Raw genomic sequence first — 24,224 nt, 5'->3', positions numbered from 1 at the left:
ATGGTCAGTCCGCGCCAAACAGCTGGCGCGGGTTGGCGCCGCGCGCGAGGGACTTGATCCACTCGCGCAGCTGGTCGGGGTTGGCGGCGTTGATTTTTTCGGCTATGTGGGATTGCAGCTGGCTCTGATTGCCCTGATCACCGGGTTGGAGAATGTCTTGCAAAACCTCACGTAAGCCTTGTTGTAACCCTTGTTGCAAGCCTTGTTGCAGCCCCTCTTGCCGTCCCTCTTGCCGTCCCTCCAAAATCCCCTTCTTGCGCCCCTTTTCGATCGCCTCGTACTCCAGCAAATCTTCATAGCGCTTGAACCGTTGATCGAACAAGATACCCATTTTTTCCTCCATATTTACATTGAGCTCACTGAACTCAAGCCGCAAGGTCGTTTGCAGCCAGCGCAACAAACTTTCACGGGCCGGCTGCAAATCCGGCGCCCTCACCCGCTCGGCAAACAGTTTCAGCGCCGCACGCAACTCGGCATCGCTCTGCGCGCGCAGCAGCTTAAACACGATTGCCAGCACATTAGAGTGTACATCCACCGATTGGTTCCAGCGCTGTTCGACCAGCAGGTATTTTTGCTTCGGCTGATACGCCTCCAGTCCGTGCGGTGGCGGCAGCGACAGCTCGGCCAGTTCAGTCGCGGCGCGCCAAGGCTGGCGGCCGCTGTAGAGCACCACCGGCAATACCGGCGGCAACTTGCGCCCCCGGCTCAGGCGCCGCTGGCGCAACAGGTCCTGGTACAGCAGGCCGATATACACCTGCATGCGCAGCGCCATCCAATGTTCGGAGCGCGCCTGGAACTCGAGCAGGATGTACACGTACACCCATTCGCCGCCGACATTGACGCGCCACACCATGTCGTCGTGGCGCGCCTTGCCACGCTCGCTGGCATAGCTGGCATTGACCCGCTCGAACGCGCCCACGCCCAGCGACGCTGCCCAGTCCGCTTCCAGAAAGCCGGTCAGCAGCTCGCGCAAGATCTCGGGATGCGAGAACAGTTGTTTATAGACGGTGTCGGCCTGGCTGGTCATGGCCAAATGTAGCACTGGCATGACCGGCCCAGATCGCCGGTGAAATGCACGCGGTTTGCGATGGATCAAACCGCGTGAGAGCAGATGGTTAGCGCGCTTCCTTGAGCGTTTCGCGCGGGAATTCGATGGTGGTGACGCCGTCGGTCAGCCAGATCTGGCCGTCCTGGATCGTGCATTGCAGTTGCATGGTGCGCTGGGCCATCAGCGCCAGTTGCTCGGTCGCTTCCGACGGCAGGTCGATCACGGTCAGGTTCTTGCAGCGTTCGACCTTGTTGGCGATGCCCTTCCACCAGATATTGCTGGTGGCCGCGTAGCTGTACACCACCACCTGGTTCGAGCGTCCGCTGGCCTTGAGCATGATTTTTTCGTCGGGCTGGCCGACATTGATCCACAGCTCGATGGCGCCGGTCAGGTCCTTCTGCCACAGGTCCGGCTCGTCGACGTCGAACAGCCCCTTGGTGAACGTGAGCGAATCGCTGGCGTGGATGGCAAAGGCCAGCAGCCGTACCATCACGCGCTCGTCGGTTTCGGACGGATGCTTGGCCAGGGTGAGCGCGTGGGTGCCGTAGTAATTGCGGTCCATGTCCGCAATCGATAACTCGGCTTTGTAGATTGTTGCTTTGAGTGCCATTGGTATTTCTCTGTAAATTATTTGAAGACGACAGTCTTGTCGCCGTTCTGCAAGATGCGGTGTTCGACAAACCATTTCACAGCGCGCGCCAGCACCACGCATTCGACGTCGCGGCCGATGGCCGACAGCGTCTCGGCATCCATCGAATGATCGACGCGTTCGACGTCCTGCTCGATGATCGGGCCTTCATCGAGGTCGCCGGTGACGAAGTGCGCGGTGGCGCCGATCAGCTTGACGCCGCGATGGTGCGCCTGGGCATACGGCTTGGCGCCCTTGAAGCTGGGCAGGAACGAATGGTGGATATTGATGGCCTTGCCCTTGAGCGCGGCGCACATGCCCGGCGACAGGATCTGCATGTAGCGCGCCAGGACCACGAGGTCGATCTGGTGGTGCTGCATCAGGTCCTGCACGCGCGCTTCCTGCGCCAGCTTGGCCGATTCCGGCGCACCAGCGGCCAGTGGCAGGTGGTGGAACGGAATATTGTAGCTCGCTGCCAGCTGGTAGAAATCCATGTGGTTCGAAACGATGGCCGGAATCTCGACCGGCAGCAAACCGCTCTTGTAACGGAACAGCAAGTCGTTCAGGCAATGGCCGATTTTCGACACCATCAGCAGCACGCGCGGCTTGTAGTGTGCGTCGCGCAGTTCCCAGTCCAGCTGCATGCCGGCTGCGAGCAGCGCAAAGTCGGCGCGCAGCAGCTCGTCGTTGACGCCGCCGTCTTCCAGCGCAAAATGCACGCGCATGAAAAACAGCCGCGATTCGCTGTCGCCAAACTGGGCGGAGTCGATGATGTTGCAACCGTGATCGGCCAGGAAACCGGACACGCGGTGCACGATGCCGCGCTGGTCGAGGCAAGAAAGAGTGAGGATGTATTCAGGGTTGGTCATGGCCGCCGCAGTCAATTTCAATAACAACAAGAGAATAACGAGGCCGGTATTGTCGCACGGCGCGGCCATTGCAGTAAAACTGCGGCCCGCGCGCCGTTGGCGCACCGTCAAACACCACGTCGATCGCATCGCAAATGACGTGGAACTTTCATCAACCTTGCACCTCTAACATGCAGAGCAGCGGCTTTGGCTGTTCGCAACCCGACCACAACCCAGGAGGCAGCAATGGCAAGCAGCAATCAACGCAATGCAGCAAGCAAGGATGGGGAAGACCAGACCCAACCCAAAACCCCGGCCAAGCGCGGCTTCGCCGCCATGGACCAGGCCACCCAACGCAGCATCGCCAGCAAGGGCGGACAGGCCGCGCACCAAAAAGGCACGGCGCATGAATTCGATTCCGAAGAAGCACGGCGCGCCGGCCAGAAAGGCGGCGAGGCGGTCAGCCGCAACCGCGAGCACATGGCCGCCATCGGCCGCAAGGGCGGCGAAAGCCGGCAATCGGCCGCGCGGGCGGCAGCTGCCGAACGAAGCAGCCGGGGCTCGGAGCAAGCTTCCGGCAGCGGCAACCGCCAGAGTAGCAAGGGCTAGGCGGACGCCGGTCCGGCACGGGTGTCGCCTGATGGCGACGTATCTCGGCGGTCAGACCGGCGTAGTGATGGTATGCATCATGGCGTGCCTGAGCAGCGGAGCGTGCCGATGGCGTTCCTACGGCGTCCCTACGACGTCCCTACAATCACGCTCGACGCCTTGAACACTGCCACCGCCGCGCCGCCCTCGACCAGGCCCAGTGCCTCGCCGCTGTCGCGCGTGACGATGGCGGCGATTACGCCGCCGCCCGGCAGGTCGATACTCACCTCGGTATTGACCGCGCCGGGCACCACGCGGCTGATGGTGCCCGCCAGCTGGTTACGGGCCGACAAGCGCGCGCCGCCCAGGTCCGTCACCACGATCACCGATGAAGCCTTGACCAGCGCAAACGCTTCCGCGCCGACCACCAGTCCCAGGCTCTCGCGGCTGTCGCGGGTGATGGTGGCCACGATGTTCTGACCGCCCACTACCTCGAGTATCACCTCGTCGTTGACGGCACCCTCTTTCAAGGCCACCACCGTGCCGCTGAACTGGTTGCGCGCGCTGGTCTTCATTTTCATTCTCCGTATCATTAACAAATCATCGGCCAGCGCGTGCGACTGTTCGCTCAGGTGCGCCACGAACTGGCGGTGCGCCGCCTCGATCTTGCGAAAATTCTCGACCAGCTGGGTGCCGCGGCTGGTGAGCCGGGTGCCGCCGCCCCCCTTGCCGCCGGCCACGCGTTCAAGCAGCGGCTCGCCGGCCAGGTTGTTCATCGCCTCGATGGCATCCCAGGCGCCTTTGTAGCTCATGCCCACCGCCTTGGCCGCCGCCGTGATCGAACCGTGGGCAGCGATGGCTGACAGCAATTCCACCCGGTCCTGACCGCCCAGCTTCTGGCCGCCGATGGTCATCCAGACATTGCCCTGCAATGCCAGCGTCTTGTGATCGTCATTCATGGTGCGTGCTCCTCGAGCCGTCCCTGGTTCATGCGCAGCACGTGGTCGCCGAACGCGCGCACGTCCTCGGGATCGTGGGTGATCAGTATCATCGGTATCGCCAGGCGGCGTTGCAATGCATCGAGCTCGGCGCGCATGCGTTCGCGCAGGCCCGGGTCGAGCGCGGCGAACGGCTCGTCGAGTAACAATGCGCCCGGCTGCGGCGCCAGCGCGCGCGCCAGGGCCACGCGCTGACGCTGGCCGCCCGACAGCTGGTGCGGCAACTGCTGCGCCACGTGCTCGAGCTCGAACGCTGCCAGCCAATAGCGCACCGCCTCCACATCGACGCGCGCCAGCGGATTGCGCCAGCCGGGTTGCAGACCAAAAGCGATATTCTGCCGCACATTGAGATGCGGGAACAGTGCATAGTCCTGGAACAGGTAGGCCACGCGGCGGTGTTGCGGCGTCACATCGATGCCGGCGGCAGCGTCGAACAGGCAGCGCCCGGCCAGCGCGATGCGGCCCTGGTCCGGCGTCATCAAGCCCGCCACCGCTTTCAGGAGCTGGCTCTTGCCGGCGCCCGACGGGCCGTAGATCACCACGCGCGTACTGGCCGACTCGAAGCGGGCATCGAGCTCGAACACGCGGTCGCCCGAGCGCAGGGTCTTGCGGATATCGACGTTGATTACCATGGTCATCGTTGCGGATTGCGGTTGGGGGTGAGCTTGTTGGCCGCCACCAGCACGGTGACGCACACCACCGACGTGATGATCACCAGCAAATTGGCGGTATCGTCCTGGCCCGCCTGCACGGCCTCGTAGACGGCAATCGACAAGGTCTGGGTTTTACCGGGGATGCTGCCGGCCACCATCAACGTGGCGCCGAACTCGCCCATCGAACGGGCAAACGCCAGCAAGGTGCCGCCCAGCACACCGCGCCAGGCCAGCGGCAAGGTCACGCGCAGGAACACGCCGAACGACGACACGCCCAGCACCATGGCCGCCTGTTCAAGCTGCATATCGACTGTTTCAAACGCGGCGCGGGCGCCCTTGAGTACCAGCGGAAACGCCACCACGGCCGCCGCAATCACCGCCGCCTGCCAGGTGAAGATCAGGTTGATGCCGAAATGGTGCTGCAGCCAGGCGCCGACCACGCCCTCGCGGCCGATGAGCACCAGCAGGTAGTAGCCAAGCACCGTCGGCGGCATCACCATCGGCAAGGTCAACATGGCGTCGAGCAGCTCGCGGCCGATAAACCGCTTGCGTGCCAGCAGGTAGCCGAACCCGGTGCCGGCCACCAGCGCCAACAAGGTGGCCCAGCAGGCCACCTTGAGCGAGAGCCGCAGCGCGATCCACGCGGGCTCGTTGAAAAAACTGTCCACGCCCTGTTTATGGACGGCTGAAACCGTATTTGGCCAGCACCGCCTGAGCGCCCGGCGCCATCACGTAGGCGATGAAGCGGCGGCCGGCCTCCACTTGCGGGCCTTTTTCAATCAGCGCGATCGGATAGGTGACCGGCGTCGTGGTCGGGATGGTGGCAACGACCGTGACCTTGTCCTTTTGCACGGCAGCGTCGGTGGCGTAAACAAAGCCGGCATCGACTTCGCCACGCGCCACGTAGTCCAGGCTCTGGCGCACCGAGGTACCGTAAATGGCCTTCGGCTCGACCGTGCTCCAGAGCTTGGCTTGCTCGAGCGCGTTGCGCGTATAGCGGCCCACCGGCACGCTGGCCGGATTGCCCAGGGTGATGCGGGTAATGGCCGGCTGCTGCAGGTCATTGAGTCCCTTGATCGCATGCTTGCTGTTGGCCGGCGTGATCAGCACCAGGGTGTTGGCGACGAAATTTTTGCGGGTGCCGGCAGCGAGCAGCTTCAGGCCTTCGGCCTTGTCCATGGCATCCTGGTCGGCGGAGGCAAACACGTCCACCGGCGCGCCCTTGGCGATCTGCTGCACCAGCGGGTCGGATGCGGCAAAGTTGAACAGCACCTTGTCGCCCGGGTGGTCTTTCTCGTAGGCCGTACCGATTTCCTTGAAGGCATTGGTCAGGCTGGCCGCCGCCGAGACCGTGATGTCCGCCGCCGCCGCCGTGCCGCCCGTCGCTGCCAATACCGGCATCAGCGCCAGCGCCACCATCATCGTTGTCTTCCGCATTGCCGCTCCCAAGTGAAAACCGTAATATACATGATTATATAGCGATCATCGTTGGATGCACCCGGGCAAAAGGACAGGTGTGATACATTGCGCCCTCGATTGATTTTTCGCCTTCCTGCCATGCCTGCCCTGAAGTACCTGAGCGCCTATTCCGAGCAAACCCAGCAACAAGTGTCGCAACTGCTGGCCCAGAACAAGCTGGGCGAGGTGCTGCTCAAGCGCTACAGCAAGGCCCACGACGTGCGCACCGACAAGGCGCTGTACAACTACGTGCAGGACTTGCGCGAGGAACACCTGCGCAACGCCGACCCGATCAACAAGGTCGAATACGACAGCAAGATCCACGTGATCAACCACGCGCTGGGCCTGCACACATCGATCTCGCGCGTGCAAGGCGGCAAGCTCAAGGCCAAGCACGAGATCCGCGTGGCCACCATGTTCAAGGAAGCGCCGCTGGAATTCCTGCGCATGATTGCCGTGCACGAACTGGCGCACGTGAAGGAAAAGCAGCACGACAAGCCGTTTTATAAACTGTGCACGTACATGGAACCGAACTACCACCAGTACGAGTTCGACTTGCGGCTGTACCTCACCCATCTCGATACCGGCAGTGGCAAGCTATGGGCCTGACCTGACGGTCAGGTCATTTTCACCTTCAGCGGTCCGGTGCGCGAAGGCATGGCCGGCCGATCCGGTGGCGTCAGCCCCTTGATCAGGTCGGCGATTTTGACCGTCTGCCCCGTCTCGAAGCACCGGTTGGCAGCCACTCCGACCAGGCACGACCAGGCGCCGGCACGTTCATCGGCCATGCGCAGGTACTTGTCGGCCGGCGCCTTGCCGAAGATTTCGGTCAACATCACCAGGTCGCCGCCGCCGTGACCGCCCTTGCCCACCCAGGGCTCGATGTCGCGCGCGGCGCCGCGCAGCGGAATGATGCGGGTATGGACACCTTCGCTCATGCTCTGCACCTCGTTGGCGCCGGCCACGCCCACTTTTTCGACAATGCGGTGCTCGAGCCGGCCCTTGGTGCCGTTGAAGGCGATGTGGTACCCCTCCCAGGCGTCGTAGGCAGACAGCGCGTAGTTGAGCTGGACGTTGTTGTCGTAGCGGACCATCACATTCATCGTATCCTCGATGTCGATCTCCGGCCGCCACACACACTGGTCGCGGAAGTAGCCATCGTATTGTTCATTTTCCAGGTACAGCGCCTTGAGGCCGGCATCGGCCGCCAGGTCGAAATAGAACGCGCATCGGGCTTTTTCGCTGCACGTCAGGCACCGTTCGTGCGCGCCTTGCAGGCCCAGGCGGCGGGCCGTCTGCGGCGTGTAAAACTGGCGCGAGCCGAACGCGTGCACCCGCTCGGGCTGGGCGCCCAGCCACCAGTTGACCAGGTCGAAATGGTGGGTCGCCTTGTGGATCATCAGCCCGCCGGAACGGGCCTTGTTGCTGTGCCAGCGGCGGAAATAGTCGGCGCCGTGCACGGTATTGAGCAGCCACGTGAAATCCACCGACAGCACATCGCCGATCTCGCCGCTCATCAGGATGTCCTTGACCTGCGTGCGCGGCGGCGCGTAGCGGTAATTGAACGTCACGCGCACATGGCGGCCGCTGCGCTTGACGGCGTCGAGGATGCGCTGGGCCTTGGCGGCCGTCGTGGTCATCGGCTTCTCGGTGATGACGTCGCAGCCCAGGTCGAGCGCACGCACGATGTAATCGTCGTGGGTGGCATCGACAGTCGTCACGATCACGTAGTCGGGCCTGGTCTCGCGGATCATGGTGTCGAACTGCGCAGCGCTGTAAGCGCGGGGATGGCTGGCGCCGGTGGCGGCGATCGTGCGCACGGCCAGCGCCGCGCGGCCGGCATTGTTATCGCACACGGCAACGATGTCGTTATCGTCACGGAAGTCATCGGTGATCGCGCGCGTAAACATGCGGGCGCGCGAGCCGACGCCCACCACGGCATACCGCTTGCGCGGCGCGGCCGCGCAGGCGCTGCTGCCGAGCAGCAAGCCGGTGGCGGTGGCGCCGACGGCTTTGAGGATGGTGCGGCGGCTGGTGCCGGCCTGGCGGTCAGCGCCGCTGTCGATGTCGCTGTTGTTGTCGCTGTTGTTGTCGTTATGCATGGCTGGTCTCCGTGGTTGACGTCATCTCTCACCCATGTCGATCATAGGGAGATGTCTCCACGCAAGCAACAGCATCGCCGCAACACCAGCACATCGGTCACCGAGACGATTGTTATCCGCCAGCCAGGCCGGCCACGCCTGATGCGCGATGAAACGTCAGGTCACCTGGCCCGGCCCGGGATCGCTCTCGATAATCTCAGCGATCCGGTCCGCCGCCGGCCGTTCCGCGGCCATCACGGTGGCAAACGTGGCGCAGGCCTTGGCCACTGCCGGGTCGTCGAGCAAACGGGACAGCGCCTGCTGCCACATGGCTGGCGGCGAGTCCGGCAGCACGGTGGCCGCCACGCCGAGGCGCGTCAGGCGCGCGGCATTGTCGGGCTGGTCGAACGCGAACGGCACGATCAGCTGCGGCTTGCCCGCCGCCAGCACGGTGGCGCTGGTGCCAATGCCGCCATGGTGCACGAAGGCCGCCACCTGGCGGCTGAGCACATCGAACGGCGCGTAGGCGGCGTAATGCACAGATGCAGGCAATTCCAATGGCACCTGCTCGCGGTAGGGCGTCACCACCACCGCCCTCACCTTTAACGCCGTAGCGGCAGCAAGCGCGCGGACGATAAAATCGCCGCCATGGGCCATCGCCGAGCCGGGGGTAATGACGATCGGCGCGTCGCCATCGTCAATAAATCGCTGCAACGCCGGATCAAGTTCAGGGGTCGATGCGGGCATGCGCGGAAAGCCGGCGCACACCGCATTGGGCGGCCAGTCCGCCTGCGGCGCGGCAAACCAGGCGGGCCACGCGCAGACCACGTGCTGCGGCGAGTGCAGCCAGTGGCTCATCACGCGCCGCACCGGCGCCAGGCCGATATGGGCGCGCATGCCGTTCAGTGCTGGCCGCACCACGGCATCGACCATCAGGCGGTCGATCAAACCAAGCGTGATGCGCACCGCCCAGCGCGGCCAGCCGCGCGGCCAGGACAAGCCGCGCCGCACGGCCGTATCGTCGGCAGAGAACAGGCACGACGGCGCCAGGTGGACGGTGACCAGCGGCACGCCGTGCGCTTCCTGCAACAGGCGGCCGGTCAGGCCCAGCGTGCTGGCGACGATCAGGGTCGGCTTTTCGCGCACCAGCGCCAGCTGCTGGTTGTAAGCCGCTGGCAAGTGGCGCGCCATGTACTTCCAGATGGTGGCAAAACCCTTGACCGGGTGCCACAGGTCGGGATCGCGGATGCCGTTTTCGAGCTCCTCCTGGGCCAGACCCGAGATGAACTGCAAGCCGGCGCGCTGCACCCGTTCCTCGAAATTGGCCGAGGCAGTCAAGGTCACTTCGTAGCCACGCGCACGCAGCGCCTGGCCGATGACGATGAAGGGATAGACATCGCCGGCGCTGCCGACGGCCAGGATCAGGATGCGAGGCTGTACAACTGTAGGCTGCACGACAGGGAGCTGCATGGCTGCGCCTTCGCGGTGGTTACTGCTTGAGGAGTTTGAGCAGTGCGTCCGGCTCATTGGCCGACATCATCAACGCCGCGTGCTGCGGGCGGATGAAGCCCTGTTCGCGCGCGTGGCCGATGAAGTCGATCAGGCCGTTATAAAAGCCATCGACGTTGAGCAGACCGATCGGCTTGGCGTGGATGCCCAGCTGCGACCACGTCAGCATTTCGAACAGTTCTTCCAGCGTGCCCATGCCGCCAGGCATGGCGATAAAGCCGTCGGACAGGCTGGCCATCATGGCCTTGCGTTCATGCATGTCCTTGACGATGAACTGGCGCGTCAGGCCCGCGTGGCCAACTTCGCGCTCGACCAGCGCGGTGGGAATCACGCCGGTGACTTCGCCGCCCAGGCGCAGCACCTCGTCGGCGATGATGCCCATCAGGCCCACCTTGCCGCCGCCGTACACCAGCGCCAGGTTTTGCTCCACCATGGCCGCGCCCAGCGCGCGCGCCGCTGCCGCATAGTTGTCGCTGATGCCGGCGTTGGCGCCGCAATATACACAAATGGTCTTGGTCACTGCTGCTTTTCCTCGTTGAGTTTTATGTTGAGTTCTGTTCGGGCAGCTTCGATATCGAGCCGCTCCACGGCGTCGTGCGCGTGCACCGCCGCCGCCTGTTCCAGCATGGTCCGTGCTTGCGCCAGTTTGCGCTTGCCTTCCAGCAGGCGCAAGGCGCGCGCATATTCGACGCGGGCAATCGCCGACCCGGGATTGAGCCGCAAGGCCGTCTCGAAGTGGCGGTAACCCTCCTCCTTTTTTGCCCCATAGGTCAGGCCGCCGATCATGGCGCCGGCCTTGTCGACGATCTCGGTGTGATACACGCCCAGCGCCACGTGGACGTCGGGACGCTCGGGCGCCAGCCGCAGCGTGGTTTCCAGGCTGTGGCGCACCTTGGCGCCCAGGCCCTGGGCCAGCGCCTTGACCACCGAAATACCGGTGGAGTAATAGCCGAGTGCATAGCCGTGCCAGTACCAGCCGGACGGGTTGCCGGGCTGCTCGCGCTGCTGGCGCTCGCAGCGCTCGGCCACGCATTCGAAGGTGGCGATTTTCTTGCGCGGATTGGTTTCCAGGTACTGGGTGTAGATGCAGATGGCCTTGTGGGCGACAGCGTAACCGTTGACACCGACGTCCAGGCCCAGCCGCGTGGCGCGCTCGAACTCGCCGGCGTGAAAAGCGATCCAGGCCTGCACCAGCGCCGGATGGGTGGGAAACGGTTCGCAGTCGCCGCTGTGCAGCACCGGCCAGGCCTGTTGCAGGCTTTCCGGTGTGTGGCGGTATCCGGCATCGGGATACGGGAAGGCGGTCCAGACCATGCTATCTCCGTGACGTAAAAATACTAATTCAGCTTTTTCAGATATTCCTCGGACAGCTTCTGGAACAGCAAGCTGGTCTCGTTGCGCAGGTAGGGGCCGATCTGCGACAACACCTGGTAGCAGCCGCGCGCCAGCGCGTCGGCCATCGATTGCTGCTCGCTGTACTTGCGCGGATTGCGCACGTATTCGTACGACAGCCAGTACGTGGCCACCACCACCATATTGGTGGCCATGGCGTCGATGGCGACGTCGGACGCTTCCAGCGAACCTTCGCTGCGCAAGTCTTCGCACAGCTGCTTGGCCACCTTGATCTTGTGGTCGAGGATTTGCTTGAAGTGCAGCTCGAGCTTGCGGTTGCGCGACAGCAGGTCGTTGAGGTCGCGGTAAAAGAAGCGGTAGCGCCAGATCAGTTCGAACATCAGGTGCAAATACATCCAGACGTCGTCGATGTTCGAGCGGCGGCCGTTGGGCACCGTCAGGATGCGCTCGATCTCGGCCTCGAACTGCACGAAGATCGAATTGACGATGTCGTCCTTGTTACGGAAATGGTAGTACAGATTGCCCGGCGAGATGTTCATCTCTTCGGCGATCACCGTGGTGGTGATATTGGGTTCGCCGAACTCGTTAAACAGGCGCAGCGACAGTTCGAGGATGCGCTCGCGGGTTCGGCGGGGGGCTTTTTGTTGCATGGCGGGGTGGTCTCGGTGAAATCTGTCGCCAGCATACCACCGATGCCAGCCGTGCGCCTCCCTGCTCAGGCCTGCTCGGTGTTAATGAACGGCAGCTTGCCATGCGCCTGCGCGTGCAGGCGGAAGCCCTCGCGGATATTCTCGCGCAGCGCCGCCCCCTTCCACGGCTTGGTATAAAAGCGGTCGATGGCGCCATGGTTGATCGCCGCCATGATCGGCGTGAGGTCGGCGTAGGCCGACAGCATGATGCGGAACGTGTCCGGGCACAGGTTTTTTACCCGCTCCATGAACTCGGTGCCGCTCATCAACGGCATGCACTGGTCGCAAAGAATTACCTGGACGCGGTGCCGGGCCAGGATATCGAAACCTTCGGCGGCGGTTTGCGCGGTGAGGATGCGGTAGCCGTCCTGCGACAGGAAATCGGTCAGCACGTCGAGCATGAAGGCGTCGTCATCGACGATCAACAGCGTCGGCTGCTCGGTGGCCTGCTCGTCTTCGGGCGCCTGCAGCGTGCGGCCGTCGCGCAGCATGGCTTCGAATTCGTTTTCGGGCAGCGGCCGGCTGAAGTAATAACCCTGCATCTCGTCGCAGCCGTGGCGGCGCAAATACGCCAGTTGCGCATCCTTCTCCACGCCCTCGGCAATCACGTCGAGCTTGAGGCTGTGCGCCATGTTGATAATCGCCAGCACGATGGCGGCATCGTCCGGGTTGCTGGTCACTTCGCGCACGAAGGCGATGTCGATCTTGAGCTTGTCGATCGGGAAGCGTTTCAAATACGCCAGCGACGAATAGCCGGTGCCGAAGTCGTCGATCGAAATCTTGATGCCCAGCGCTTTCAAATTCTGCAGCACCGTGATGGTCTCTTCGGCGTTCGACATCAGCGAGCTCTCGGTCAGTTCGAGTTCGAGCAGCTCGGGCGAGATATCGTGCTCCTTGATGGCGCGCAGCACCTCCTCCTCCAGGCCGCCGACGAAGAACTGGATGCCCGACACATTGACCGACAGGTGCACGGCGCCGGCGCTGGTGCGGCGCCATTGGGCGATCTTGCGGCACGCCTCGTTGATGACCCAGCTGCCCACCCGCACGATCAGCCCGGTCTCTTCCAGGATCGGGATGAACAGCGCGGGCGATACCATGCCGTGCCCCGGGCGCTGCCAGCGGATCAGCACCTCGGCACCGCTGATGCGGCCACTCGAAATATTCACCTTGGGCTGGAAGTGCAGCACGAATTCATCGTTCTCGATGGCGCGCCGCAGCGCGTTTTCCAGTTCCAGGCGCGCCATCGACTGCGCGTTCATCTCGGCCGTGAAGAAGCGGAACGCGTCGCGCCCCGCTTCCTTGGCGCGGTACATGGCAGTGTCGGCGTACTGGATCAGGGTGTCGGGATCGGCAGCGTCGTCGGGAAATACCGAGATACCGATACTGGCCGTCACCGTCACTTCGTGGCCCTTGAGGTCGAACGGCCGGCGCAGCACTTCGCGGATCTTGTCGACTACCACCACCGCGTTTTGCGCGCCCTCGGGCAGCATCAGGATGGCGGCAAACTCGTCGCCGCCGAAGCGCCCGATGGTGTCGCGCACGCGCAGGCAATCGACCAGCCGGCTCGAGAACTGCCGCAGCAGCTCGTCGCCGATGGTGTGGCCGAGCGTATCGTTGACGTTCTTGAACCGGTCAACGTCGAGGAACAGCACCGCCAGCGACCAGTGGTGTTCGGCTGCTTGCCGCATCGAATGCATGAGCGAATCGTTGAACTGGCTGCGGTTGGGCAAGCCGGTGAGCGTATCGAAGTGGGCCAGCTTGAGCAGGCGCTGCTCGGCTTCCTTGCGCTCGGTGATATCGCGCGCGACCGCCACCAGGATCCAGCTCGAGCCCGAGCGCAGCGTGCGGCGCTGCACTTCCACCGCCAGCGGCGAGCCGTCGCGGCATTGCAGCAGCAATTCCGTCATGGCGCCGCTCTGATCGCCGGAAAGCAGTTTTTCGTACAGGACTTCGAGCTTGACCAGGTCCCCTTCCACCTGCTTGTTGGGGCCTACTTGCAGGAAATCCTCGCGCTCGAAACCGAGCATGCGGCAGGCGGTGGCATTGACATCGACAAAACACATGCCGGCGCGATCGACCAGGAAAATGGCGTCGGCAGTAGCGTCCATGGCCAGGCGGAAGCGGCGCAAGTCTTCGTCGAGGCGGATGCGGGCGTTCATGTCCAGCGTCAGCTGGGCGTGGTTGCGCTTGATCTCGTCGTAGAGTTGCAGGTTTTCGTAGGCGCCGGCCAGTTGCGCGGCCACCGTGGCCGCCACCCGTTCATCGACTTCCGAAAAACCGTCGGCGCCGAGTTTATCGGCCAGGTACAACCAGCCGTGGATGCGCTCGCGCGAAGCGATCGGCACGCCGAGGAACGTGTGTACCGGCGGATGGCTGGCGGGCAGGCCGACATTGAACGGCGCGCCATCGAGGTCGTTGATGCGGCACGGAATCCGTTGTTCGAGCAGCCCGCCAAGCACGCCCGCACGCGGGTTCTGGGCGATTTCATGGATCGGCACGCCGGCGCCGCAGCTGGAGTAGTAGGCCAGCGCCACGCCTTCTTCGTCGAGCACGCCGATGCAGGCGTACTTGGAAACGCAGATGTTTTGCGCCACGCGGCAGCCGATTTCGAGCAGCGCGCGCGGGTCGCGCTCGGCGCCCAGTTCGATGCCCAGTTCGATCAGCGCGGTCAGGCGCAGGCTCACCGCCTGCAAGCTCGAGAGCGAGCGCGACAGGCGCTGGGTCATGCGCGCCAGGTCTTCGGTGGCGACATCGACCGCCGCCGGCGCCGACGCCAGGCGCGTGATCAGCTGGCTGCTCGATTCGAGTTCGTCGAGGTATTCGGCGACCTGGTGGTCGATGTCGAGCAGGCGTTTTTCCTGCGGCAGGTCGGGCACCACGGCGGTGCGGTCGTCGTCCGACTCCACGACCGGGGTGGGCTCCTGGCCCAGCGCTTCCTGCACCGTGCGCAGGATCACGTCCGGATCGGACGGCTTGGGCAGCACCCAGCGCACGCCGCACGACTCGGCCACGGCCAGCGCTTCGCGTTCGCGGTACGTGGCGGTGTAGAAAATCACCGGCACGTCGGCCGTGTCCGGATGTTCATGCATGCGCGTGACAAACTCGTAGCCGTCCATATTGGGCATGAGGATGTCGGAGATGACCAGGTCGGGTTTGTCGGCCAGCGCCATTTTCAGGCCCTCGGCGCCATTGGCCGCTTCGATCAGGCGGTAGCCGCCGTAACCGAGCAGCGTCATCAGGAACTCGCGGTTGAGCACATGGTCGTCCACGATCAGGATCGTGGCGATGTCGGTTTTAGGCGGGGTCGACATCTCCCCGGTCAAAAAAGACTCGATTTGCTTGACGAAAGTGTCCGGCTCGATCGGCTTGCCGATATAGCTGTCGAAGCCGGCTTCGAGCAGGCGCTCGCGGTCGCCCACCATGGCCAGCGCGGTCACGGCCAGGGCCGGAATGTCACGCGTGGCCGGGTCGGCCTTGAGCGCCGCCACCACGCCATAGCCGTCGAGCTTGGGCAGGTGGACGTCGCAGATGATCAGGTCGGGCTGCTCGCGCCGGGCCGCTTCCACGCCGGCCTCGCCATCGGACGCCGACAGCGGCGTGTAGCCGAAAGCGCGCAGCAGGTACACCATCAACTCCATGTTGGTGGCGTTGTCTTCGATGATCAGTATTCTTGCAGACACAAAGACTCCTTATTCAAGTCTCCAGCGGCAGGGCCAGGGTCAACACGCTCCCCACGCCATACGCGCTGTCGAACAATATCTCTCCATGCAACAGCGCTGCCAGTTTCTGGCTCAGGTGCAGGCTCAAGCCCGCGCCTTCAAACTGCTGCATTGCACTCGTGTCCAGTTGCGACACGGCTTGCAACGGCGCCGCTCCGGCAGCCGTATCGCCGATGCTAAAGGTCAGGCAGCGGCGTGTACCAACGGTGGCCGGCGCCAGCCGCACCAGCAGCGGGCCCTGGTCGGCAAACCTGATCGCATTGCCGACCAGGTTCATCAAAATATGCTGCAGCGCGCGGCGGTCGGTCCGCACGGTCGGCAAGTCCGGTGGCGCTATGACGTCGAAAACCAGTCCCACCGGCTTTTTCGCGTGCGCCTGCGGCGCCAGCAGCGCCAGCACTTCATCGACGAGCGCACGACTATCCACGGCCACGACGTCGAGTTGCACCTTGCCGGTATCGATCCGGGTCAGGTCGAGCAAATCGTTAATCAACGTTAGCAGATCACGGGCGCTGTCCTGCACCATCCGGAGCTGCTTGGTCTGTTCCGTATTGATGGGTCCAGGCAACTTCATCAGCATAGTACCCGTAAATCCGATGATTGCGTTCAATGGCGTGCGCAACTCGTGCGACATGCCGCCGAGGAAGCGGTCCTTGGCGGCGTTGGCTTTTGCCAGTTCAATATTCTTTTCTTGCAACGCCAATTCAGCCAGTTTACGATCGCTGATATCGCGGATCGCGCTGATGACCAGGGTGCCCTCCTCGGTCGTGATCGGGCTCAGGCTGATCTCCACCGGAAACTCCACGCCATCGCTGCGCAAGCCATGCAGCGCCAGGCCCGCGCCCATCGGCCGCACCGACGGTTGCGCCATATAGCCGCCACGGTGGCTGCGATGGGCACTGCGCATGTGCGCCGGCATCAGCGCTTCCAGCTCCAGCCCGCGCAGCGCGCCCTGGGCATAGCCGAACAGCCTTTCGGCCTGGCCGTTGGCCAGCACGATGCGGCCAGTCATATTGGCCACCACGATGGCGTCGGGCATCGAATCGAGGATGCCGTGGAACCGCGCCTCGACCAGCTTGGCGTCGCGCAACACCCGCAGCGCGGTAACGTCTTTTTTACTCCACAAAATATATTCGGGCGCGCCGTCGGCGTCGCGCACCAGCTTGCCTGAACTGTCGATGTACACCAGCACGCCATCGCGGGCGTGCCGCAGCGACTCGTAATTGGCCGATCCGGTCGCCAGGGTCTGGCGCAGCACGCTGTCGGAACTGGCGGCGTCTTGCGCACCGGCCGGCTCGATCAGGTCGGCCAGCCGGTGGCCTATTGCCTCCGTGCTGCCATAGCCGAACACGGCTTCGGCGCCGTTGTTCCAATAGACCACTTCGCCGTCCAGGCGTGTCAAGATCACCGCGTCCGGCATTTGCTCGAGTATCAATGTGCCAAAGTCTGTCACGGCCGGTCCGCCTTGTTTGCTGCACTTCACAGGAGTAACCATACAGCAACCAAGAACAACACAAAGTCACACAAAGTCACACTGTTGCGTGGAAACGATTTCTGCCAGCGCGCAGCGCACGATCTCCGGATGCCGGCCCAGCGCCACGTGCCCTATGGCGCCGAACACCAGGTTGCGCGCGCCGGGCAGCTCGCTCGAGTCCTGCGGGGCGACGATATTGTCGTGGACAGAATAAATGGAACAGAACAAGGTCCGTTGCAAATTAGCGTCACCGGCCGTCTCGAAGGCGGCCAGCGCGCCCAGCCAATCGCTGCCGCAACGCATTTGCACCGCGTTGCTGCCGGGGCCGAGGTCGGCCAGCACGGTGCCGTGGTGCGGAGTACCGAGCGTGATCACGCGGGCAATCCGGTCCGCGCCGTGACGGCGCAAGTACGCGCGCGCCACCAGCCCGCCCATGCTGTGGGCCAGGATGATTACTTGCGCGCTGCCAGTCGCCGTGCACAAATGCGCTACCGCCGCCTGCACTTGCGGCACGAAATCGTCGATAGCGGCGCCGGGCGGCTCGAGGTCGATACCGTAATGATTGATGCCGGCGGCCCGCAACTGGTCGCTCATCGGCCGCCAGTAGCCGCTGTTGCAGCCATAGCCATGGATCAGCAATACCGGCAACCCGCGCGCCTGCGGCTGCCACTGCAGGCCGACCGGGCGCAACATATACCAGGACGACGTCAGCATGGTGGATGCGAACTCGTGCAGGAACAGCCGCGCTGCTGTGAGCGGGTTGAGCGCATGGATGGCGCCGGGCACGCTGCGCGCGCGCCAGCTGATGCGGAAATTGTTGGCGGCGATCAGCATGCGCACCAGCAGCAATACCAGTACACCGCCGGCCAGCGCGACCAGTACCGCGACAGTTGCCGGCCAGTCGTCAGGCAGCCAGGTGCGCAGGCCGGCCGCCACGGCCAGCACGCCCAGCACTTCGATCACTAATAAGAGGATCAGCAGACGTTTGATCATGAAGACAAGGTTGATGTATGCACCAGGCCTGGCGCCGGCAGCGCACGACGAACGCGACAACCCCTCACCTCGCAGCGGCAGGCCGTCCCCCGGCAGAAGGCCAGCGTCACTTGCGCTCCGCGGTCATCTGCCGCGCAATTCCGCGCAGGATATTGACTTCTTCCTTCTCCAGCTGCGCCCTTGCGAACAGGCGCTTCAGGCGCGGCATCAGCTTGCGCGGATTGCCGGCATCGAGAAAACCGATCTCGACCAGCGCGCTTTCCAGGTGCTGGTACATGCCCTCGATCTGCGCCAGGCTGGCAGCTTCGCCGTGGAAGCCGATCTCGTTGGCGTCCCCCTGCGGCTGGCGCGCGCTGACCACCTGCGGCGCCTGGTCGAGCACGGCCATCCGGCACTCGTACGCCACCACCTGCGCCGCCTGCGACAGGTTGAGCGACGAGTATTCGGGATTGGCGGGAATGTTGATCAGCACATTGCACTGCTCGACCACCTCGTTGGGCAGGCCGAAGCGTTCGTTGCCGAAAATGACAGCAGCGTGCAATTCAGGCTGCGCCACCAGTTGCGTGGAAAACTGCCGTGGCGTGAGCACCGGCGGCGAATATTCGCGCAGGCGGGCGCTGACGGCCGCAGCGAAGTTGATGCCGTCGAGCGCCTCGGCCATGCTGCCCACCACGCGGGCGCCGGTCAGGATATCCTGGGCGCCGCTGGCGAATGCCACCGCCTCCGGGTCTTGCACGGCATCGGCAAAGCGCGGATTGACCAGCACCAGGTCGCTGTAACCCATGGTTTTCATGGCCCGCGCCACCGCCCCGATATTGCCCGCGCGACTGGTCTCGACCAGGATGAAACGCAGCTGTTTGAAAAAGTTAGTAGGGGTTTGGGGCAGGTTCATTTAAAATATCGCTATTGCGCAGTTTCAATACGGTTGTTCCGCAGGGAGTTCTGCCCCGGATTTTACCTTGTTGCCGCCGCCCCGCTCTTTAATTCACTCTTGTCCTCTAACGCGTCGCCGATGGCATTGCCCCGGTGGGCGTTAGCGTTCTTTTAACGGAAAAGTCATCATGCACCCAATGCTCAACACGGCGATCAAAGCTGCTCGCCGCGCCGCCACCGTCATCAATCGCGCCTCGTTCGACCTCGACCGCGTGATCGTGACCGAGAAAAATCACAAGGATTTCGTCACCGACGTCGATCAGGCGGCCGAACAAGAGATCATTGGCGTGCTGTCCAAGGCTTATCCCGACCACGCGTTCCTGGCTGAAGAGTCGGGCGCATCGAAGAACAACCACGACGAGGCTGAATACTGCTGGATCATCGACCCGCTCGATGGCACCACCAACTTCATGCACGGCTTCCCGCAATACTGCATCTCGATCGCACTGGCCCAGCGCGGCGTGATCACCCAGGGCGTGATCTACGACCCCGTGCGCAACGACCTGTTTACCGCCACCAAGGGCGCCGGCGCCTACCTGAACGAAAAACGTATCCGCGTTACCAAGCTCGATCGTATTGCCAACGCCCTGCTGTCCACCGGCTACCAGGCCGGCAACGCCAAGGCCCTCGACGAATACCTGAAAATGTACGGCATCATGGCCGAACGCAGCCACGGCGTACGCCGTCCGGGCAGCGCCGCGCTGGACCTGGCCTACGTGGCGTCGGGCCGCCTCGACGGTTTCTACGAAAAAGGCCTGAAGCCGTGGGATATCGCAGCGGGCGCCCTGATGGTGACCGAAGCGGGCGGCATCGTCGGCGAATTCAATGGCGAATCGGACTACCTGTACAAGGGTGACATCATTGCCGCCAGCCCGAAAATCTTCGGCCAGATGGTGGGTCTGCTGACCCCGTTTGCCTGATAGATAAGAAACACATAACAAAAGCCTTGCGCTGGTTTCATTGACGTAAGGTTTGTTACAAAAAAAGGGGGCGATCCGCCTCCTTTTTGTTTCCCAAGCGAAATTCCCTTCCAGCTTAGCTGTTATAGTGCTAGCTGCGGCTTGCCATCCAGTCTTGCGCCGTACCTAGATAATCCCGATTGCCTGCGACTGGCGCCCCAAGAGGGCGACAGGCCGATCTCATACAAAGCTACCCATGCCATTTTCCTCACTCGGTTTGTCCGACGCTATCGTCCGCGCTGTTGCCGACACCGGCTACACCACCCCGACACCGATCCAGACCCAGGCCATTCCTGCCGTCCTGAACGGCGGCGACCTGCTGGCAGGCGCCCAGACCGGCACCGGCAAGACCGCCGGCTTCACCCTGCCGCTGCTGCAACTGCTGTCGTCCAGCGCTGTCGGCAAGGCATTCACCACCAATAGCTCGCCGCGCGCCATCCGCGCCCTGATCCTGACCCCGACCCGCGAACTGGCGGCCCAGGTCGAGGAAAGCGTGCGCATCTACGGCAAGTACACCAAGCTGAACTCGGCCGTGATCTTCGGCGGCGTCGGCATCAATCCGCAGATCAAGCAACTTAAACACGGCGTCGACATCCTGGTCGCCACCCCGGGCCGCCTGCTGGACCACATGCAGCAAGGCACCGTGGACCTGAGCAAGGTCGAAGTCCTGATCCTGGACGAAGCCGACCGCATGCTGGACATGGGCTTCATCCGCGACATCAGGAAAGTGCTGGCCGTGCTGCCGCCGAAACGCCAGAACCTGCTGTTCTCGGCCACCTTCTCGGACGAGATCAAGGCGCTGGCCGACGGCTTGCTGAACAACCCGGCCACCATCGAAGTGGCGCGCCGCAATTCGACCGTGGAAGTGATCGCGCAAAAGATCCACCCGGTTGACCGCGACAAGAAACACCCGATGCTGGCCCACCTGATCAAGGCCCATAAGTGGACCCAGGTGCTGGTCTTCACCCGCACCAAGCACGGCGCCAACAACCTGGTGGAAAAACTCGGTGGCGACGGCATCACTGCCATGGCCATCCACGGCAACAAGAGCCAGTCGGCCCGTACCCGCGCGCTGAGCGAATTCAAGGATGGCACGCTGCAAGTGCTGGTCGCCACCGACATCGCCGCGCGCGGTATCGACATCGACCAGTTGCCGCACGTAGTCAACTACGACCTGCCGAACGTGCCGGAAGACTATGTACACCGGATCGGCCGTACCGGCCGCGCCGGCGCCACCGGCGAAGCGGTGTCGCTGGTGTGTGTCGATGAGCATGACATGCTCAAGGATATCGAAAAGCTGATCAAGCAAACCCTGCCGCGTGAAGTGATTCCTGGCTTCGAGCCGGACCTGAACGCGCGCGCACAACCGATCCAGCTGCGTAGCGGCGGCCCTGGCCATCGCAACGGCGGCGGCGGTGGACGCGGCGGCAACGGCGGTGGCCGTGGCAAGCCGGCAGGCGCCGGTGGCAATGGCGGCAACGGCGGTGGCGGAAAACCGCGCGCGCCCGGCGCTGGCGCCGGCGCGTCGGCTGGCGGCGGTGGTCGCGGCGGCAACGGTGGTGGCGGTAATGGCGGCGGCGCCCGCAGCGGCGGCGGTGGCGGCGGTCAAGCCCGCACCGGTGGCGGCGGCAACGGCAGCGCCCCGCGCAATGGCGCCAACCCGTCGCAGCACCGCTCGGGTGGCCGCGGGCGTTAATCGCAGCCCGAAGCCTCCAGCTCCGTCATTCCCGCGCACGCGAGGATGACGGAATGATGGCTAACAATATCGAACCGCCTTCGGGCGGTTTTTTATTGCCTTATAATTTACCCATGCCTAAATTTGCCGCCAACCTGTCGATGTTGTTTACCGACGTCCCCTTCCTCGACCGCTTTGGCGCCGCCCGCGCCGCCGGCTTCGAGGCTGTCGAATTCCTGTTCCCCTATGCATGGCCCGCCGAGCAGATCGCCGCGCAATTGCGCGAGCATGGCTTGCAACTGGTGCTGTTCAACCTGCACCCGGGCGACTGGGACGCGGGCGAGCGCGGCATGGCCTGCCACCCGGACCGCAGCGACGAATTCCAGGCCAGCGTGGCCGCCGCGCGCGATTACGCGCTGGTGCTGGGGGTGCAACAGGTACACTGCATGGCCGGAAAAATCCCGCCCGGCCTGGCGCCCGAGCAGGCGCGCGCCACCTATATTGCCAATCTGCGCTACGCCGCCGGGCTGCTGGCGCCGCACGGCATCAAGCTGCTGATCGAGCCGATCAACCATTTCGACATGCCCGGCTACCTGCTCAATCGCAGCGCGCAGGCGCTGGCGATCATCGACGAAGCCGGCTGCCCCAACCTGTTCCTGCAATACGACATCTATCATATGCAGCGCATGGAAGGCGAATTGAGCAACACCATCCGCGCCAACCTGCCGCGCATCGCCCACCTGCAAGTGGCCGACACGCCGGGCCGCCACGAGCCGGGCACCGGTGAAATCAATTACCGCCACCTGTACGCCCTGCTCGACCAGCTGGGCTACGACGGCTGGATCGGCTGCGAGTACAACCCGGCCGGCGACACCCGCGCGGGCCTGGGCTGGCTGACCGCACTCACCTAGCCAGGTCTGCGCAGTCGCAACACCACGCATCAAGCGCAGGGCAACAATGATCCTCATTTCCTTGAGGAGGCCCCATGATTTCGCTACGCTTGACCTGGCTACATTTGTCCGTCCACGCGCTGCTGATTGGGTGCCTGCTGGCGGTCTTTGCCATGCTGGGCGGCTGTGCCAGCAGCACCCCGCGCATGGCCGACGTGCGCGCCTTTGCCGCCGACGCACCCAAGCTCAACGCCTACCACGAACTGACCGAACGCTACCGTAGCGCCTACGAGCGCCAGCAGCCGTACCTGGCGCCCGCCGCCGACCTGCGCGAACGTGCGCTCGACGCCAGCCGCAAACAGGCCAGCGACGATTTCCGCCGCATCGACGACGTGGTCCAAGCGTATATGCAGGCGCTCGGCGCGCTGGCCGGCGACCGCCGGTACGACTTGCGCGACCCGCTCAAGGTGGTCGGCACCGGCATCAAGGCCTGGCCAGACACCGGCCTGGAAGACCGCCACGTCAACGCCTTTACCGGCCTGACCCGGTTGCTGTCACGCGCGATCACGGCGCCGATGCAGGAGCGCGCCGTCAACGACCTGGTGCGCGACGCCAGCGAACCGGTGCAGCAGCTGCTCGATGCCATGCGCAAGCTGCTGCGACTGTACGACCGCTCCAACGACAACGAGCAGCGCATCGTGCTGGGCATGCTGGAGATGGAAATCCCCTATCTCGACGCCAACCGCGACCGCCTCCTGATCGCATTGGCCAAGTCGCACCTGCAGGAAAAGACCGCCGAATACCGCCTGATCGGCCTGCGCCACACGCTGGCGCGCAAGAACCTGGACCTGATCGAGCGGCGCCACCGGGCGCTGGTCGAGAGTCTGCCACAGCCTTGATTTTGGAGAGCCATCATGAGCCTTGAACCCAGCAGCAACACCCAGCTCGGTCTCGAAGCACTGGCCGACAGCCTGTCCGCCAGCGCCGATGCGCTCCACGCGCGCCTGATGCGGGCCATCCGTCAGAAGACGCCGGGCACCAGCGAACCCGCCATCAGCCGGGCTGCCGCGCAGGCGCTGTTCGCCAACGAAGTGACTTTGCGCCAGCATGCGCTGGGCCTGTACCTGGAAGCGGCCCGCCTGGCCGCTGCCGGGCTCGGCGACTTGCAGAACCAGTTGCTGGACGTGACGGCGCAGGCGCAGGAAAAGATCCGCAAGATCGACCAGATCAAGGATTTGATCGCACTGACAGGGGAGCTGCTGTCGCTGGCGGCGGCAGTGGCCACCGGTGCGCCGGAAAAGCTGGTGGCGCCTTATGAAAAACTCAAGGCGCGGGTAGAATCGATGTAATTATTGCCACGGCTGGCTGCGGATGCGCGCCACCTGCCGCTGCGCCAGCAAGCGCCACAGTTGCAAGGCATCGTCTTGCGGCAGCGCGGTCATCACGCGCGGGTCGGCCAGCGCCAGCTCGCAATCGCGGTCCGACCACTCGGCAAACCGCACGGCGCCGCCGCTCGACACTTCCACTTCGTACATCAAACCGTCGTCATAACCGAAGCGCAACACGGCGCTGCCGGGCTCGCCGTCCGGACTGGCGGCCTTGCCGCTATAGACTTCGGCCAGGGCATCGGCCATTTGCGCCTCGGACGGCGCCTGCAAGTCGCGCCCGTCCGGGCGGGTCAGCACTACCCATGCCTGTGTCATCGCCGCGCCTCCCCGGATTTGTCAA

Annotated in this window: 25 protein-coding genes; 8 read left to right on the top strand and 17 right to left on the bottom strand. The window is 63.9% G+C overall.

Annotated elements, in window-relative coordinates; genetic code table 11:
• Nucleotides 1-4: 4 nt before the first annotated feature.
• From SR858_RS06860 to purU, 3 genes are all read right to left on the bottom strand, one after another.
• A complete protein-coding gene (locus tag SR858_RS06860; protein ID WP_019922003.1) occupies nt 5-1,027 on the bottom strand; it encodes an Rpn family recombination-promoting nuclease/putative transposase in 1,023 nt (340 codons plus the stop codon).
• Between the two features lie 88 nt (nt 1,028-1,115).
• The gene (locus SR858_RS06855) at nt 1,116-1,658 is read right to left on the bottom strand and encodes a YaeQ family protein (protein WP_019922002.1); all 543 of its coding nucleotides are present in this window, start codon (nt 1,656-1,658) and stop codon (nt 1,116-1,118) included.
• A gap of 17 nt (nt 1,659-1,675) precedes the next feature.
• Nucleotides 1,676-2,545: a formyltetrahydrofolate deformylase gene (gene purU / locus SR858_RS06850; protein ID WP_019922001.1), complete on the bottom strand. Its 870-nt coding sequence runs from the start codon at nt 2,543-2,545 to the stop codon at nt 1,676-1,678.
• Here purU and SR858_RS06845 point away from each other — a divergent pair.
• Nucleotides 2,544-2,714, top strand: a complete 171-nt coding sequence (locus SR858_RS06845) for a hypothetical protein (protein WP_157094834.1) — start codon at nt 2,544-2,546, stop codon at nt 2,712-2,714. The two genes, purU and SR858_RS06845, sit on opposite strands and share 2 nt — an antisense overlap.
• Before the next feature lie 56 nt (nt 2,715-2,770).
• Complete coding sequence (locus SR858_RS06840) at nt 2,771-3,133, top strand: KGG domain-containing protein (protein WP_019922000.1); 363 nt, start codon at nt 2,771-2,773, stop codon at nt 3,131-3,133.
• A gap of 128 nt (nt 3,134-3,261) precedes the next feature.
• Here the strand turns inward: SR858_RS06840 and SR858_RS06835 are convergent, their stop codons facing one another.
• From SR858_RS06835 to modA, 4 genes are read right to left on the bottom strand one after another with little or no spacing between them, the layout of a single operon-like run.
• The gene (locus tag SR858_RS06835; RefSeq protein ID WP_019921999.1) at nt 3,262-4,071 is read right to left on the bottom strand and encodes a TOBE domain-containing protein; all 810 of its coding nucleotides are present in this window, start codon (nt 4,069-4,071) and stop codon (nt 3,262-3,264) included.
• Complete coding sequence (locus tag SR858_RS06830) at nt 4,068-4,742, bottom strand: ABC transporter ATP-binding protein (protein WP_026637315.1); 675 nt, start codon at nt 4,740-4,742, stop codon at nt 4,068-4,070. The genes SR858_RS06835 and SR858_RS06830 overlap by 4 nt, the downstream gene beginning before the upstream one ends.
• 2 nt (nt 4,743-4,744) lie before the next feature.
• Nucleotides 4,745-5,431 carry a molybdate ABC transporter permease subunit gene (modB, locus tag SR858_RS06825; RefSeq protein ID WP_019921997.1) on the bottom strand — a complete coding sequence of 229 codons (687 nt, stop codon included), beginning with the start codon at nt 5,429-5,431 and terminating at the stop codon, nt 4,745-4,747.
• Between the two features lie 7 nt (nt 5,432-5,438).
• Nucleotides 5,439-6,200, bottom strand: a complete 762-nt coding sequence (modA, locus tag SR858_RS06820; RefSeq protein WP_407654689.1) for a molybdate ABC transporter substrate-binding protein — start codon at nt 6,198-6,200, stop codon at nt 5,439-5,441.
• Nucleotides 6,201-6,320: 120 nt separating this feature from the next.
• On the opposite strand from modA, the gene SR858_RS06815 reads away from it, so the two are divergent.
• A complete protein-coding gene (locus SR858_RS06815) occupies nt 6,321-6,830 on the top strand; it encodes a YgjP-like metallopeptidase domain-containing protein (RefSeq protein WP_019921995.1) in 510 nt (169 codons plus the stop codon).
• A gap of 8 nt (nt 6,831-6,838) precedes the next feature.
• Here SR858_RS06815 and SR858_RS06810 read toward each other — a convergent pair whose 3' ends face one another.
• The 9 genes from SR858_RS06810 to SR858_RS06770 all read right to left on the bottom strand — a co-directional run bounded on the left by SR858_RS06810 (nt 6,839) and on the right by SR858_RS06770 (nt 18,931).
• Complete coding sequence (locus SR858_RS06810; protein ID WP_019921994.1) at nt 6,839-8,323, bottom strand: Gfo/Idh/MocA family protein; 1,485 nt, start codon at nt 8,321-8,323, stop codon at nt 6,839-6,841.
• A gap of 156 nt (nt 8,324-8,479) precedes the next feature.
• Nucleotides 8,480-9,772: a glycosyltransferase gene (locus tag SR858_RS06805; protein WP_019921993.1), complete on the bottom strand. Its 1,293-nt coding sequence runs from the start codon at nt 9,770-9,772 to the stop codon at nt 8,480-8,482.
• Between the two features lie 19 nt (nt 9,773-9,791).
• Nucleotides 9,792-10,331: an LOG family protein gene (locus SR858_RS06800; RefSeq protein ID WP_019921992.1), complete on the bottom strand. Its 540-nt coding sequence runs from the start codon at nt 10,329-10,331 to the stop codon at nt 9,792-9,794.
• Entirely contained in the window at nt 10,328-11,125 is a 798-nt protein-coding gene (locus tag SR858_RS06795; protein ID WP_019921991.1) for a tetratricopeptide repeat protein, read from the bottom strand. Before SR858_RS06795 ends, SR858_RS06800 begins: the two co-directional genes overlap by 4 nt.
• Before the next feature lie 23 nt (nt 11,126-11,148).
• The gene (locus tag SR858_RS06790; protein ID WP_019921990.1) at nt 11,149-11,814 is read right to left on the bottom strand and encodes a TetR/AcrR family transcriptional regulator; all 666 of its coding nucleotides are present in this window, start codon (nt 11,812-11,814) and stop codon (nt 11,149-11,151) included.
• A 65-nt stretch (nt 11,815-11,879) separates the two neighbouring features.
• Complete coding sequence (locus SR858_RS06785) at nt 11,880-15,533, bottom strand: EAL domain-containing protein (RefSeq protein WP_019921989.1); 3,654 nt, start codon at nt 15,531-15,533, stop codon at nt 11,880-11,882.
• A 13-nt stretch (nt 15,534-15,546) separates the two neighbouring features.
• Nucleotides 15,547-17,025 carry a PAS domain-containing sensor histidine kinase gene (locus SR858_RS06780; protein ID WP_026637314.1) on the bottom strand — a complete coding sequence of 493 codons (1,479 nt, stop codon included), beginning with the start codon at nt 17,023-17,025 and terminating at the stop codon, nt 15,547-15,549.
• Between the two features lie 66 nt (nt 17,026-17,091).
• Nucleotides 17,092-18,039 carry an esterase/lipase family protein gene (locus SR858_RS06775; RefSeq protein WP_019921987.1) on the bottom strand — a complete coding sequence of 316 codons (948 nt, stop codon included), beginning with the start codon at nt 18,037-18,039 and terminating at the stop codon, nt 17,092-17,094.
• Nucleotides 18,040-18,145: 106 nt separating this feature from the next.
• A complete protein-coding gene (locus SR858_RS06770; RefSeq protein ID WP_019921986.1) occupies nt 18,146-18,931 on the bottom strand; it encodes an RNA methyltransferase in 786 nt (261 codons plus the stop codon).
• A gap of 178 nt (nt 18,932-19,109) precedes the next feature.
• On the opposite strand from SR858_RS06770, the gene SR858_RS06765 reads away from it, so the two are divergent.
• From SR858_RS06765 to SR858_RS06745, 5 genes are all read left to right on the top strand, one after another.
• Complete coding sequence (locus SR858_RS06765; RefSeq protein ID WP_019921985.1) at nt 19,110-19,892, top strand: inositol monophosphatase family protein; 783 nt, start codon at nt 19,110-19,112, stop codon at nt 19,890-19,892.
• Nucleotides 19,893-20,127: 235 nt separating this feature from the next.
• Nucleotides 20,128-21,627 (top strand): DEAD/DEAH box helicase, encoded by a 1,500-nt coding sequence (locus SR858_RS06760; RefSeq protein ID WP_026637313.1) that lies wholly within the window; start codon nt 20,128-20,130, stop codon nt 21,625-21,627.
• A 113-nt stretch (nt 21,628-21,740) separates the two neighbouring features.
• A complete protein-coding gene (gene hyi / locus SR858_RS06755; protein WP_026637312.1) occupies nt 21,741-22,517 on the top strand; it encodes a hydroxypyruvate isomerase in 777 nt (258 codons plus the stop codon).
• 74 nt (nt 22,518-22,591) lie between these two features.
• Complete coding sequence (locus SR858_RS06750) at nt 22,592-23,395, top strand: hypothetical protein (RefSeq protein ID WP_019921982.1); 804 nt, start codon at nt 22,592-22,594, stop codon at nt 23,393-23,395.
• A 15-nt stretch (nt 23,396-23,410) separates the two neighbouring features.
• Complete coding sequence (locus tag SR858_RS06745; protein ID WP_019921981.1) at nt 23,411-23,845, top strand: hypothetical protein; 435 nt, start codon at nt 23,411-23,413, stop codon at nt 23,843-23,845.
• Here SR858_RS06745 and SR858_RS06740 read toward each other — a convergent pair whose 3' ends face one another.
• Complete coding sequence (locus SR858_RS06740) at nt 23,846-24,199, bottom strand: hypothetical protein (protein ID WP_019921980.1); 354 nt, start codon at nt 24,197-24,199, stop codon at nt 23,846-23,848.
• Nucleotides 24,200-24,224: the final 25 nt, after the last annotated feature.

The organism is Duganella zoogloeoides, from assembly GCF_034479515.1.
GTDB lineage: Bacteria > Pseudomonadota > Gammaproteobacteria > Burkholderiales > Burkholderiaceae_D > Rugamonas > Rugamonas zoogloeoides.
The sequence above is the reverse complement of the archived record's forward strand: the minus strand, read 5'-3'. Positions and strand labels throughout refer to the sequence as shown.

Coding starts and splice junctions, on each gene's coding strand:
- SR858_RS06740 (WP_019921980.1), bottom strand. CDS start 24,199: ATGACACAGGCATGGGTAGTGCTGACCCGCCCGGACGGGCGCGACTTG.
- SR858_RS06745 (WP_019921981.1), top strand. CDS start 23,411: ATGAGCCTTGAACCCAGCAGCAACACCCAGCTCGGTCTCGAAGCACTG.
- SR858_RS06795 (WP_019921991.1), bottom strand. CDS start 11,125: ATGGTCTGGACCGCCTTCCCGTATCCCGATGCCGGATACCGCCACACA.
- SR858_RS06860 (WP_019922003.1), bottom strand. CDS start 1,027: ATGACCAGCCAGGCCGACACCGTCTATAAACAACTGTTCTCGCATCCC.
- SR858_RS06840 (WP_019922000.1), top strand. CDS start 2,771: ATGGCAAGCAGCAATCAACGCAATGCAGCAAGCAAGGATGGGGAAGAC.
- SR858_RS06750 (WP_019921982.1), top strand. CDS start 22,592: ATGATTTCGCTACGCTTGACCTGGCTACATTTGTCCGTCCACGCGCTG.
- modA (WP_407654689.1), bottom strand. CDS start 6,200: ATGCGGAAGACAACGATGATGGTGGCGCTGGCGCTGATGCCGGTATTG.
- SR858_RS06775 (WP_019921987.1), bottom strand. CDS start 18,039: ATGATCAAACGTCTGCTGATCCTCTTATTAGTGATCGAAGTGCTGGGC.
- purU (WP_019922001.1), bottom strand. CDS start 2,545: ATGACCAACCCTGAATACATCCTCACTCTTTCTTGCCTCGACCAGCGC.
- SR858_RS06765 (WP_019921985.1), top strand. CDS start 19,110: ATGCTCAACACGGCGATCAAAGCTGCTCGCCGCGCCGCCACCGTCATC.
- SR858_RS06835 (WP_019921999.1), bottom strand. CDS start 4,071: ATGAATGACGATCACAAGACGCTGGCATTGCAGGGCAATGTCTGGATG.
- SR858_RS06805 (WP_019921993.1), bottom strand. CDS start 9,772: ATGCAGCTCCCTGTCGTGCAGCCTACAGTTGTACAGCCTCGCATCCTG.
- hyi (WP_026637312.1), top strand. CDS start 21,741: ATGCCTAAATTTGCCGCCAACCTGTCGATGTTGTTTACCGACGTCCCC.
- SR858_RS06845 (WP_157094834.1), top strand. CDS start 2,544: ATGGCCGCCGCAGTCAATTTCAATAACAACAAGAGAATAACGAGGCCG.
- SR858_RS06830 (WP_026637315.1), bottom strand. CDS start 4,742: ATGGTAATCAACGTCGATATCCGCAAGACCCTGCGCTCGGGCGACCGC.
- SR858_RS06790 (WP_019921990.1), bottom strand. CDS start 11,814: ATGCAACAAAAAGCCCCCCGCCGAACCCGCGAGCGCATCCTCGAACTG.
- SR858_RS06810 (WP_019921994.1), bottom strand. CDS start 8,323: ATGCATAACGACAACAACAGCGACAACAACAGCGACATCGACAGCGGC.
- SR858_RS06760 (WP_026637313.1), top strand. CDS start 20,128: ATGCCATTTTCCTCACTCGGTTTGTCCGACGCTATCGTCCGCGCTGTT.
- SR858_RS06815 (WP_019921995.1), top strand. CDS start 6,321: ATGCCTGCCCTGAAGTACCTGAGCGCCTATTCCGAGCAAACCCAGCAA.
- SR858_RS06770 (WP_019921986.1), bottom strand. CDS start 18,931: ATGAACCTGCCCCAAACCCCTACTAACTTTTTCAAACAGCTGCGTTTC.
- SR858_RS06855 (WP_019922002.1), bottom strand. CDS start 1,658: ATGGCACTCAAAGCAACAATCTACAAAGCCGAGTTATCGATTGCGGAC.